This is a genomic window from Advenella mimigardefordensis DPN7, from assembly GCF_000521505.1.
Lineage (GTDB): Bacteria > Pseudomonadota > Gammaproteobacteria > Burkholderiales > Burkholderiaceae_B > Advenella > Advenella mimigardefordensis.
Genome location: NZ_CP003915.1, coordinates 2,935,811 through 2,948,862, shown reverse-complemented (window position 1 = coordinate 2,948,862; position 13,052 = coordinate 2,935,811). Strand labels below are relative to the sequence as shown.

The window sequence follows — 13,052 nt, the reverse complement described above, 5'->3', positions numbered from 1 at the left end:
AACGAGATTGATTTGGAGTCCGGGAACGTTTGAAATACGAGAACTGGCACCTGAAATGGATGTGCCGGTCATTCACCCATGGTTTGATTTGCCGCATTTTCAGTATTGGAACATGGCAGGTATGACGACCGAAGCAGTACTGAGTTTTTATAAAACGATGCAGGCATCTTTGCATAAGTGGGCCTGGGTTGGCACAAAAAATAGGGAAATCTGTTTTGTGATTGAGTGCTACAACCCGCTGAATGATGAAATCGCGAAGCACTACCAGGTTGTTCCTGGAGATATCGGCATGCATTTTTGTGTAGCGCCAGCGACAACAAATCAGTCAGGCTATACGCTTGATGCGATGCGGCACGTTATGCACTACCTATTTAATGTGGTCAACGCGCAACGGGTCATAGTTGAGCCTGATATTCGCAATGAAAAGGTGAGGGCACTTAATCGAAGGGTCGGCTTCGAGGAAGTGGGGCCAATTTCTCTCCCGTCAAAACAGGCCATGCTGTCCATTGCGACACGGTCAGCATTTGAAGTCACTCTTACTCATTCAGGAAGAATATGATGAGTCATTATCCCATCCCTGCCACACAACAACATTTGAATCACCTCGAACCTGAGACCTGGAAACAGGTCAATCGGCATTTAGTTGCGAAGGCTATTGTTGAATTCTCTCATGAGCAGATTCTGCAACCGATCCTCTGCGACGACGTCGATATCGATTCAAAGTATTCCGATGGTAATAATTGGCAAGCATATGCCCTCGTATCCGAGGACGAGAAAACTCGTTACCGTTTCCTTGCCTACCCGATGAAATTACGTCATTGGCATATTTGCGAATCTTCTATTATTCGCGATTGCGATGGTCAGCCACATGATCTTGACGCGCTTTCTTTTATGATCGATTTCAAGGAAACATTAGGTATTGCCCAAGATAAGTTGCCCGTGTATCTGGATGAGATCAGCAGTACATTGTATGGTGCGGCCTACAAAAGATGCCATCAGTTACTTACCAGCCGCGAACTGTTGAAAGCCGAATATCAGCAGATCGAAGCCGCCATGACTGAAGGCCATCCGGGGTTTGTCGCTAACAATGGTCGCATTGGCTTTAATGTATTTGACTACGAAAGCTATACACCGGAGACCGGAAGTCGGTTTGCGCTGGTGTGGTTGGCGGTGCATCGCAACCAGGCGCATTTCGCGTCCTTGTCTACTCTGGAATATGATGGTTTTATACAAAGGGAATTGGGCGTACAACAGGTTGCTACCTATCGTGCGCAGTTGCAGGGGCTGGGCCTGGAACCCGCCGAGTATCTGTTTATGCCCACTCACCCCTGGCAGTGGTTCAATCGCTTAAGCATTGCGTTTGCTGCGGATATTGCTCAACGGTACATCGTGTATCTGGGCATTGGTGAGGATATCTATCAGGCTCAGCAATCTATTCGCACCTATTTCAATCATAGCGATCTTGAAAAGTGTTATGTCAAGACCTCGCTATCTATTTTGAATATGGGTTTCATGCGCGGGTTGTCTCCCTACTATATGGCGGGGACACCAGCGATTAACGAGTTTCTCAAGGCGCTGATAGAGAAGGACTCATTCTTACGATCAAAAGGATTTGATATCCTGCAGGAAGTGGCCTCTATTGGTTATACAAACCGTTATTATGTCGCGGCTCTTAAAAATGATAGTCCTTACAAAAAAATGTTATCTGTACTATGGCGAGAGAGTCCGGTCAAGAAATTGCGGCAAGGCGACCGATTAATGACAATGGCGTCTTTGCTGCATCGTGACCGTGAAGGTGTCGCACTGCTACCTCTTATGATAGAACAGTCCGGCTTAACGACGGGCGAATGGCTGAGTCGTTATTTCGATATCTTCCTGGTGCCAATTGTGCATTGTTTCTATGCGTATGAACTGGTTTTTATGCCGCATGGCGAAAATCTGATCATGGTAATGGATGAACACAATGTCCCGCAGCGCTGTATCATGAAGGATATAGCAGAAGAAAGCGCCATTCTTGATGAAGATACAGATATACCGGAATACATCGCCCGTCTGAAGTTGAAAGTACCAGAAGACTACAAAATCCTGGGTATCTTTATCGATATATTCGACGGCGTCTTCCGACACATGAGTGATATTCTGCATAGCAGTGGCTGCTGCAATGAAGATATATTTTGGGCTTTAGTCGCTTTGTCGGTAAAACGCTATCAACACGATAAGCCTGTGCTGGTCGAGAAATTTTGTAGATATGATTTTTTTGTAGATAGTTTCAAACACTCATGCTTAAACCGCCTGCAGCTGAAAAACAATTTGCAAATGGTAGTCCTTTCTGATCCCGCAGGCAGTATGACCATTGCAGAGGATTTACCCAATCCTGTAGCGCGTTTTCGCACGATGTCGATTGCAGATCTGGAGTCTTATATAAAATAAATAATCTAACCTGCCTACCTTTCAAGCCAAATGTCAACATAGTGTAGATCTATATTTGGCTTACCAAGACGTTGAAATCGCAACCAGGTCCCGGTTGCGATTTTTTTTAGCGAGCATGAAAGGCGGACGTTTCATGACCGCAGGCTATATAACCGCAAATGTCATATCGATAGCGGGTTCAGGATCCTCCCATTATTTCGCCGATTGTTTCGTTGTTGATACAGCAGTCCATTACGTTATGTCAATCAATACCAAACGTAAAAAAACAAATGAATTATTTACTTAAATTAAGCTGAACGCACAAATGTGTCGGCCTGTTTTCTGTCTGTCTTATATGTAATGACAAGTGTGATATTTGTTGTTTTATACAAGTTGTTACTAACATTTTATTTCAAATGAAAATGACAATCGTTATCATTCTGTTTTAAGATAATTGGCTAACGAGGAATGATATGGTTGCTTCACTGACGTACTGTAATAAGGCGCGTACCCGCTTTGCGCCTAATCTGCTTCTGGTTTCTGTGCTGGGCGCAATGGCCGCTCCTTCGGCAGGTTTCGCGCAAACCGCAAGCCCGACAGCGGGGGCGTCGTCATCAGTGGCGACGCTGCAGCCCATTAATGCGGTCAGTGCGACCGATGGGGCCAGCGAAGGCACGGGGCTATATAGCGTTCCCGTTACTGCAAGTGCAACACGCATGCCTTTGTCGCCTAGCGAGACGCCGCAAACCATTAATGTGGTCACCCGTACGCAGATGGATGATTTTCAGTTGAACAACGCAACCTCTCTGCTCTCAGCCGTGCCGGGTGTGTTCGTGCAGCAGGTGGAAACGGACCGCAATTACTATGTGATTCGCGGGTATGATGTGACCAATTTTCAGGTAGACGGTGTGGGCATGCCGTTCTCAACCGAAGAGCAGATTGGCGATCTGGATATGGCTTTTTATGATCGGGTTGACGTCCTCAAGGGTGCCAATGGCCTGTTATCCAATACCGGTAATCCATCAGGAACGGTTAACTTCATACGCAAGCGTCCCAAGCGCGAGTTTTCTGCCAACGTGGGTCTGTCGTACAGCTCCTTTGCGACCCGGCGGATGGATGTGGATATCTCGTCGCCTTTGAACGAAAGCGGGTCGGTTCGTGGCCGGCTCATCGGCGCCTATCAGAAGGGCAATTCCCACCTTGATCGCTACAGCCTGGAAAAACGTATGCTGGGCGTGATTGTGGATGCAGACCTGGGCGAGCAGACGACATTAACGCTGGGTCATACCTATCAGAGGAATAAATCGAAATCCCCCATGTGGGGGGCGCTGTCGCTTTATTATAGCGATGGCAGTGCGATTGATTATGATGTATCGGATAGCTACGCGCCGGATTGGGCATACTGGAATACCACGGATCAAACCACCTTTGCTCAATTGAATCACGATTGGGGTGGTGGCTGGACGACCAAAGGTTCCTTAACCTATCGCAAGATCACCCAGGATGCGGAACAGTTCCTGGCTAGCGGGGTTCCTGACAGGGAAACCGGGCTGGGTCTGACCACGTATCCGACGAAATACGATCGTTACGAGAAACAGTGGATTGGTGACATCAGCACTACCGGGAAATACAGGCTGGGCGGTCGCGAACATGATGTGATGTTCGGCATCAATGCCAATCGCAGTAAAAATCATATGACTTCGCTGGACGCGGGTGTGGGCGTTGCTTTGCCATCGCTGTTTACCTGGGACCGGCAGTTCCCGCGTCCCGATTTCGAAAACGGCACCGAAACGTTTTCTGATTTCACGGTGCGTAAAACCACCGCGTTCGCGGCAACCCGCTTGAATCTGCGAGATGATTTCAAGGTGATTGCCGGTCTGAACTACACTCGTGCAACCAGCACCGGCGAGCACTATGGCGAGCCCCGCGAATACAAGCGTAATAAGCTGTCTCCCTATCTGGGTCTGATCTACGATTTGAATGACAATTACTCGGTTTATGCCAGTTATACCGGTATTTTCAATCCGCAATCCCAGGTGGATATCAATGGTCAGATTCTGCCGGCCATTGAAGGAAAAAACTATGAGCTGGGTCTGAAGGGTGAATCGGCGGATGGCAGAATCAACGGCAGTATTGCCTTGTTCCGTGCAGAACAGAAAAATACCGCGGAATATGACACCTTTCTGGATGGCCTGAGTCGCTACAAGGCAGTCAATTCACGTTCCGCCGGGTTCGAGCTGGCAGTGCAGGGTGAAGTGATGCCGGGTCTGGAAGTGAGCGCCGGCTATACCCACTTTTTCTCGATCAAGGATGAAAACGGTGATGCCGTCCGTGAGTTTATTCCCAAAAATTCCTTTACGCTGGCTGCCTCTTATGCCGTGCCTGCTGTGCCGGGGCTCAAGGTGGGGGGCGCTGTGCGCTGGCAATCGGAAACGCGTCGCTTGCAGGGTCAGACCTCAGCCGGAGAGGACATCTATACGAAACAGAAATCGTATGCGGTAACAGACCTGATGGCCAGCTATGAAGTGAATAAGAATGTCACTGTAGGGGTCAACGTGAAGAACGTGTTTGATAAGAAATACCTCACCTCTGTTCAATGGGCTCAGGGCTTTTATGCACCCTCGCGCTCGGTGGGCATGAATGTTCAATTGAAATACTGAGGAGTCTAGGTAGCAGATCATGAAGGGCAACAGAACGGCAGACACAATTTATGATGTATTGGGAATAGGCCTGGGGCCCTTCAATCTGGGACTGGCATGTCTGATGGCACCGGTGCAGGGGCTGAGCGCTGTCTTTCTGGAGCGCAAAAGCGCATTCAGCTGGCATGACGGCATGATGATTCCAGGCACGACGTTGCAGAATAACTTCATGGCGGATCTGGTGACGCTGGCAGACCCCACCAGCCCCTTCACGTATCTGAACTACTGCAAGCTGCAGGGAAAGATCTACCGCTATTATTTCCGGGAGAATTTTTATCTGACCCGGCAGGAGTACAACCGGTATTGTCGGTGGGCCGCCGCGCAGTTGGATAGTGTGCATTACGAACGCGAGGTAACTGCGCTGGCGTATGATGAAAATGATCAATGCTATGTAGCCACCGTTACTGATCTGCGTGATCAATCGCAATTGCAATACAGGGCGCGTCGGCTGGTGGTGGGTATTGGCAGCATGCCCAGTTTGCCTGCCTGCGTTGGTGACGAATATCTGTCGGCACATACCGGTCAGTACCTGCGGCAGAAGGCCAGCCTGCAGAAAGCGCGCAGAATTACCGTGATTGGTAGCGGGCAGAGCGGTGCGGAGATTTATTACGATCTGCTGCATGAGATGGCGCAGCACGACTACGAGTTGTATTGGATCACCCGTTCGTCCCGTTTTTTTCAGATGGAAACCGGCAAGCTGACGCTGGAGCTGATAACGCCGGACTATGCCGAGCATTTTTACAAGCTGGATGCGCAGCAAAAGCACAAGACACTGAAGGATCAGGTGAGTATTTTTAACGGCATCAATACCAGCCTGATCGAACGAATTTATGATGAGCTGGATGAACAATCGCCGGCGATTGCCGGGCGGACACACCTGTACACCAATATGGCGCTCACTGAATGCAGTCGTCGCGACAACGAAACGGAGCTGGTATTCGAGCATGCCCAGACCGGTGAACGCTATCGCTTTAACACAGACGAAATTGTATTTGCTACGGGGTATTGCTATCGCATCCCCGACTTTATGCAGGGTATTGCCAGCCGGCTCAGACTCACTCCAGAAGGGCGCTACCAGCTGGCTCAGGATTATGCAGTAGATCTAAGCGGTGATGAGGTTTATATCCAGAACGCGGGTTTTGACAGTCACGGTCTGACCAACCCCGACCTGGGGTTAAATTGCTTTCGCAATGCCCGCATTATCAATGCGATCATGAAGCGGGAAGTGTACGCGATTGATACCGGCACCACCTTCCAGGCGTTCACACCGCAACAGAATAACCAGTTTTTCCCTTTGAGCGCCCAATGACCATACGCCTTGCCATCATCATTATGTCTGCACTGGGTATGATGAGCGACACCGTGCTTATCGGGTTTTATCCGCAATTTTTTGACATGCGCTATGGCAACACCGATCAGGTGCATACCGGCATGTATGTGGCGGCCATCTCGATAGCCGTCATGTGCACCTTGCCCTTCTGGGTGCGGGTAGCCAAGCGCTTTGAACCCATGTCGCTCATCGGCTTTACCCAATGTATAGCCGGTCTGCTGTGTCTGTCGGCCATCTGGGCCGAAACGCTGACGCAGTACTGGGTACTGACTATGCTCATGTTCATGTTCAAAAGCAGCTATTTGCTGATGTTCCCGTACCTGATGCGCATTGTCAATAGTGAAGAGCATGGCCGGACCATCGCGCTGCTCTCGGTCGTGGTACATATCTCGGGTATTCTGGCCGCGGCTTCCGGTGGCTATATATTGCAGCATCTGGGTGCGAGTGCCGCCCTGATTCTGATGGCGGCGGGCGATTTCGGCCAAATGGCGATTACGCTGTGGCTCAATCGTTCTGGAAAAATCATCAAGGTCAACAATCAGCGGGAGATTGGTGCACAGGATATAAAAGATACGGCCGCCATTGTCGCTGATGACGCAACGGCACCTGCTCCGGTATCAGCGCGTCGCGGCTTCTCGCATCTGACCAAAGGGATTCTGACACTCAGCATGATTATGTTTGTGTTTGACTTCAGTGCCTATCTGATCCGGCCATTCTTTTCCGAATACTGGATGTATGCCACAGCACACAAGGACCAGACGCTGGCAGGATTGATTTTCGCCATTCCGGGGCTGGCAGCGGTGGTTGCGCTGATTGTGAAGCATAAGCTGAGCGCATCGGCAACGCAGCGCAATGAGAACCTGTCCTGGAACCTGCTGCTGTCGCTGGTCGGTTTATATCTGCAGTCGATTCCCTCTGATATTGCGATTGTGATCGGGCGTTGTATGTATGGCTGGGGGCTGTTTCAGGTTGCCGTCAAGCTGGAAGTCAGCCTGTTTGCCATCAGTCGCAAGGAAGACTATGCGCATCACTTCAGTATCACCAATTTTTTCCAGAATCTGGGTGTGCTTATTTCCTCGTGGTGCGCGGGCTATATCGTCAGCCTGATCAGTCACCAGGCCGTATTTCTGATCGCCGCAGTTGGCATTGCGCTGACATGGCTGGCCAATAAGCTGACGCTGGATCTGGACCATATCAAGGCATCGGCCGAATCGCCGGATGCGACCACAGACAGGAGCAGCGAGATTGAACTGGAATCCCGGCACGTTTGAGATTCGGGAGCTGATTCCCGAACAGGATGTACCCGTCTTTCATCCGTGGTTTGACCTGGACTACGCCGGTTACTGGGACATGGCAGGCATGAGCCGGCAACAGGTCATGGCATTCTACAAGGTACAGCAGGCCAGTCCGCATGAGTGGGCCTGGGTGGGTACACAGGACGGGCAGATTTGCTTTCTGCTTGAATGCTATGACCCGCAGCACCATGAGATCGCCCGGCATTATGAGGTGGTGCCAGGCGACATCGGCATGCATTTTTTTGTGGCGCCGCCAACGGAACAACGCCAGGGCTACACGCTGGATGTGATGCGACATGTGATGCATTACCTGTTTCATCAACGTGGTGCGCGACGGGTCGTGGTTGAGCCCGATGGCCGCAATGAAAAGGTAAGGGCACTCAACCGCAAGGCCGGATTCGCAGAGATCGGCCTCATTACCCTTCCAACCAAGCAGGCCATGTTGTCTATCGCGACCCGGCCAGACTTTGACGCAACCGTATCACTTTCAGGAACGAACAAGATGAGCCATTATCCCGTACCGCCCGCGCAACAGCATCTGCGCCACCTCGACCCTGACATCTGGAAACATGTCAATCGTCATCTGGTTGCCAAAGCCATTGCCGAATTTTCTCACGAACAGATTCTGACACCTGCGCACAGTGCTACGGCTGACGGCAGTCGCAATGTCGCCGACGAAGGCCAGCAGGCTTATGTGCTGGTTTCCGACGACGGCAAAACACAATATCACTATCTGGCTCGGCCCATGATGTTGCGTCACTGGCATATTTCAGAGCCATCGGTCACCCGTATCTGCAACGGCCAGACGCTTGAACCGGATGCCTTGTCTTTTATTATCGACTTCAAGGAAGCGCTGGCAATACCCGCAGACAAGCTGCCGATATATCTTGACGAGATCAGCAGCACCTTATACGGTGCGGCCTATAAGCGCTACCATCAGTCCCTGGACAGCCGGGCGCTGTTGCATGCCGATTACCAGCAGATTGAAGCGGCCATGAGCGAGGGGCATCCGGGTTTTGTTGCGAACAATGGGCGCATAGGTTTTAACGTTTTCGATTATGAAAGCTATACGCCCGAAACCGGTAGTCGCTTTACGCTGGTGTGGCTGGCGGTACATCGCCAGCATGCCCATTTCGCTTCGCTCTCCACGCTGGAGTACGACAGCTTTCTGCGCGGGGAACTGGGTGAGCAGCAGGTGACGGCCTATCGTGGACAGTTACAGGAACAGGGGCTGGCACCCGATGATTATCTGTTTATGCCCACGCATCAATGGCAGTGGTTCAACCGTTTGAGTATCGCTTTCGCCGCCGATATTGCACAACGCAATATCGTGTATCTGGGCATGGGTCAGGATCACTATCAGGCTCAGCAATCGATTCGTACGTATTTCAATCATACGGATCATGACAAATGCTATGTCAAAACGTCTTTGTCTATTCTTAATATGGGCTTTATGCGCGGACTGTCTCCTTATTACATGGCAGGCACGCCGGCAATCAACGAATGGCTCAAGCAACTGATCGGCAACGATCCCTTTTTGCGCCAGAGTGGTTTTGATATCCTGCAGGAAGTGGCCTCTATCGGCTATACCAATCGCTATTACGAAGCGGCACTGAAAAAGGACAGCCCGTACAAAAAAATGCTGTCTGTATTATGGCGTGAAAGCCCGGCTGCAAAAGTAAAAGAGAGCGAGAGACTGATGACGATGGCTTCGTTGCTGCATCGTGATCGCGATGGCCAAGCGCTGCTTCCGCTGATGATTGAGCAGTCCGGGTTGGCTGCGGACCAATGGCTAAGCCGTTATTTTGATGCATTCCTGGTGCCCGTCGTGCATTGTTTCTATGCCTATGAATTGGTGTTCATGCCGCATGGCGAGAATCTGATCATGGTGATGGATCACAGAAATGTGCCGCAGCGCTGCATCATGAAAGATATTGCTGAAGAAAGTGCCATTCTGGACGAGAACTTCGACATTCCCGAGCATATTGCCCGGCTCAAGGTCAGCGTGCCGGAAGACTACAAAATTCTGGGGATATTCATTGATATCTTTGATGGCGTATTCAGGCATATGAGCGACATTCTGCATAGCAGCGGCGTATGTCCTGAGCAACAGTTCTGGCGGCTGGCGGCATTGTCGGTCAGGCGGTATCAGCAGGCGCATCCGGCGTTGGCCGACAAATTCCGCCGCTACGATTTCTTCGCCGATGATTTCAGGCACTCTTGCCTGAATCGGCTGCAATTGAAGAATAATTTGCAGATGGTGGATTTATCGGATACGGCCGGGAGCCTGACCATGGCAGAGAACCTGCTCAACCCGGTCGCACGTTTTCGTGCATTGACGGTGGCCGAGCTGGAGGCGATAGACACGATGCCGCAGCCTGAGCCCGCCTGATCTTTTCGGAGTTATTCGCATGGACCTTGCAGACATTCTGAAGCTGGCTTCTCCACTGCCTGTCAGTGCCTATTTTGATCAGGCGGTCTATGAACAGGAGCTGCAGCACATATTCCGGCGCAGTCCGCTCTATGTCGGGCACCAGAACAGTGTGCCTGAAATGCGGGATTGGTATGCGCTGCCGCAGGAGAACGGTGGGCGGGTATTGGTACACAATGCCGATGGCATCAAATTGATGTCTAACGTATGCCGGCATCGCCAGGCACTCATGCTGGGCAGCTACAGTACCAACTGCGAGCTGACTGAGCATCGTGGCTCATTGGAGAAGACCGGGGGCAATATTGTCTGCCCGGTTCATGCCTGGACTTATCGCGCGGATGGTGAGCTTTTATCGGCGCCGCAGTTCAAAATCCGTCAGTGTAAAAAGCTGGAGTCGTCGCCTCTGCTGAACATGAGCGGTTTTCTGTTTGAGCATCCGTCCGGTCTGCCGCACGACATTCAAAAATTGTTCGATTCGCTCGGGCATGATTTGTCCAACTATCGACTGGATCATGTGGAAACGCACAGTTGCCCATGCAACTGGAAAACCTTTATTGAGATCTACAATGACGATTATCATATCGGGCCTTTTCACCCGGGGCTGGGCAAATACGTGGAATGTGATGCCTTGCGCTGGGCCTACGGTAACTGGTATTGCAAGCAGACAGTAGGTGCTGAACAGACCCTGGAAAACGGCGGTACGCCGATATATCGGGAATGGGAACGTCTGCTTAAAGAGTATATGGGCGATGAAGCACCGGCGTTCGGCGCGATCTGGATCGCGATCTATCCCACACTTATGATTGAATTGTTCCCGCATGCCCTGGTGGTGTCTTCGCTGTTTCCCAAGGGGCCGGGGGAGACGCTTAATCTGATTGAGTTTTATTATCCCGACGATGTGCTTGCATTCAGCCCGGAGCTGGCGGAATATCATCGCAAGGCCTACATGGAGACGGCCGAAGAAGATGATGAAATCGCCGTTCGGATTGATGAAGGCCGCCGCGCACTCTATTTGCGCGACCGCAATGACCGCGGTCCTTATCAGATTCCATTGGAAGAGGGCATGGCACAATTTCACGCCTGGTATCGCACCATGATGAATATGGATACGACGCAGGCTTGCGGGGCGGATGTATCCAGTCTCTGAGCAGATCGCGTCATCGTCGCAGGGAGCGCGCCGATGACGGTTGTGATTCACCACCGAACACCCATCGACAGGGCGACGGCGAGTATGCTCTGTGTGACCCGTATTCGAACGTTACCATTTCCGGCTTATATCGAGGATGCCGTCGCCGCGCTGACGTCGGCTTACCTCGTCTATGACCCATCTGGGCGCGCCGATATCGGCCAGCACATGGGCGTCCAGGTGTCCGATCTGGTCGACGGCTGTTGCCCATGGGTCGTCGGGACTGACAGGGTCCGGCAGAGCGACCGATGCACTTCGATATACTTTGGAGCGTAAGGTGTTCAGCAACTGGTGAAGCCGGCCAGTGGAGCGTGCGCAGTTGCTGGCTGGGCCGGGGCAGGAAGAAGTCTGGATGGCAGTGTTCATGGTCTTTCCTTTGGGCAGAGGGCGGAAAAGCATTGCTGAAAGCAACACACTTGTGGTAAGTTTAACTATCCGTTTGGCCGAATAAAATCAATCATTTTTAACTGGATTGGTCGATTTTTCTAACCAATGTCCATTGGCCGACCATAACACCCGGCATTTGCCGATTTCTCTTTGGTGAGCGTGATGACCAGACTTCCCCTGAATACGCTTCCTGCGTTTCGAACCGTGGCTGAGCTGCAAAATCTGCGTGCCGCTGCAGAAGTGCTGCACCTGACGCATAGCGCGGTCAGTCAGCAGATCCGTCACTTGGAAAGTACATTGGGATTTCCTCTGTTTGAGCGAGAGGGTCGCAGGCTTGTGCTCAATGCGGCTGGTGCAACGCTGCTGTGTTCGGTGCAGTCTGCGCTGACGCAGCTTGAGGACGGCGTGCAACTGGCCAGAGTGGCCTCGGATAGCGTCGAAAAAAAGCTGCGCATTTCGGTGGTGCCGTCGTTTGCGCAACGCTGGTTGCTGCCCCGACTGGAGCGCTGGCGCGAGCGCCATCCTGATATAGCACTTGAAATTACGGCCTCTCAGCAAATTGTTGACTTGCAACGTGACGGGTTTCACGCTGCGGTACGGGAGGGTATGGGTCCGTGGCCTGGTGTGCTGGCCGACCGTCTTTTTGATGACCCCATGCCGCTGATTGTGGTCGGCTGTGCCGTGGACGCGCGGCGTCTGGTCGGTGCGCCGCCCGCCGCTTTTCTCAAAGAACCGCTGCTGGGTGATCGCGGTGCCTGGCAGGCATGGTTTGCCGCAGCCGGGTTGCAGGTACCTTTTAATACCGTGGCGGAATTCAACGATATGGGGCTGATGCTGCAGGCAGCTGAACAGGGACTGGGCCTGACGCTGGCGCGGGAGCTGCTGGCCGCCGATGCCATTCGCAATGGCAAGTTGATTCGGTTGTCGCCCATTTCGGTCGCTTACGACACTGCGCATGCCATTCATCTGGTCTACCGCCCGGCATTGCGTGACTGGCCCGCGCTGGCAGCTTTGCGCAACTGGATTATCGAAGAGCTGGACGCTTCCCGTGCAGCTTTGCTGCAGGATACAGGCAATGCTCAGGAGAAGGGTACTAGCCCATCACTCAATTAATAATGGCAAGTGAAATTGCCGCGCTATTGTAGTAAGCTATATTGAACAGTAGTAAGCTATATTGAACACCGGACAGCTTACGGGATTGCCGGGCGCTGGAGCGTACAGCGGCCGGTGCATCCTGCAATGACGGCTGATCGAACAGGCGGCTTGTCAGCGGCTTTGTTGGCATCCGGCTGCTTTGTCAGCGAAGGAGAATAGT

The 13,052-nt window shown here is 51.9% G+C and carries 9 protein-coding genes and 1 pseudogene; 9 read left to right on the top strand and 1 reads right to left on the bottom strand.

All coding sequences use genetic code 11. From position 1 onward, the window contains the following. Positions 1-7: 7 nt before the first annotated feature. The 8 genes and pseudogenes from MIM_RS13575 (at position 8) to MIM_RS13545 (ending at position 11,311) form a co-directional block, all read left to right on the top strand. Positions 8-559 (top strand): GNAT family N-acetyltransferase, encoded by a 552-nt coding sequence (locus tag MIM_RS13575; protein WP_158318735.1) that lies wholly within the window; start codon positions 8-10, stop codon positions 557-559. Continuing rightward, a complete protein-coding gene (locus MIM_RS13570; RefSeq protein ID WP_025373301.1) occupies positions 559-2,430 on the top strand; it encodes an IucA/IucC family protein in 1,872 nt (623 codons plus the stop codon). Before MIM_RS13575 ends, MIM_RS13570 begins: the two co-directional genes overlap by 1 nt. Before the next feature lie 452 nt (positions 2,431-2,882). Beyond that, entirely contained in the window at positions 2,883-5,069 is a 2,187-nt protein-coding gene (locus tag MIM_RS13565) for a TonB-dependent siderophore receptor (protein WP_025373300.1), read from the top strand. Between the two features lie 19 nt (positions 5,070-5,088). After that, positions 5,089-6,417, top strand: coding sequence for a lysine N(6)-hydroxylase/L-ornithine N(5)-oxygenase family protein (locus tag MIM_RS13560; RefSeq protein ID WP_025373299.1), 1,329 nt, complete (start codon positions 5,089-5,091; stop codon positions 6,415-6,417). Further along, positions 6,414-7,709 carry an MFS transporter gene (locus MIM_RS13555; protein ID WP_025373298.1) on the top strand — a complete coding sequence of 432 codons (1,296 nt, stop codon included), beginning with the start codon at positions 6,414-6,416 and terminating at the stop codon, positions 7,707-7,709. The genes MIM_RS13560 and MIM_RS13555 overlap by 4 nt, the downstream gene beginning before the upstream one ends. Then, positions 7,657-8,142 (top strand): annotated as a pseudogene (locus tag MIM_RS23685) (GNAT family N-acetyltransferase); the annotation flags it as partial. The gene MIM_RS13555 and the pseudogene MIM_RS23685, both read left to right, overlap by 53 nt. Before the next feature lie 93 nt (positions 8,143-8,235). Further along, positions 8,236-10,125 (top strand): IucA/IucC family protein, encoded by a 1,890-nt coding sequence (locus MIM_RS13550; RefSeq protein WP_245592877.1) that lies wholly within the window; start codon positions 8,236-8,238, stop codon positions 10,123-10,125. 19 nt (positions 10,126-10,144) lie between these two features. Beyond that, positions 10,145-11,311 (top strand): aromatic ring-hydroxylating oxygenase subunit alpha, encoded by a 1,167-nt coding sequence (locus MIM_RS13545; RefSeq protein WP_025373296.1) that lies wholly within the window; start codon positions 10,145-10,147, stop codon positions 11,309-11,311. A gap of 111 nt (positions 11,312-11,422) precedes the next feature. Here the strand turns inward: MIM_RS13545 and MIM_RS13540 are convergent, their stop codons facing one another. Then, positions 11,423-11,716 (bottom strand): hypothetical protein, encoded by a 294-nt coding sequence (locus MIM_RS13540; RefSeq protein ID WP_025373295.1) that lies wholly within the window; start codon positions 11,714-11,716, stop codon positions 11,423-11,425. A gap of 171 nt (positions 11,717-11,887) precedes the next feature. Here MIM_RS13540 and MIM_RS13535 point away from each other — a divergent pair, with 171 nt between their 5' ends. After that, positions 11,888-12,850: a LysR substrate-binding domain-containing protein gene (locus MIM_RS13535; RefSeq protein WP_025373294.1), complete on the top strand. Its 963-nt coding sequence runs from the start codon at positions 11,888-11,890 to the stop codon at positions 12,848-12,850. The last annotated feature ends 202 nt before the right edge of the window (positions 12,851-13,052 follow it).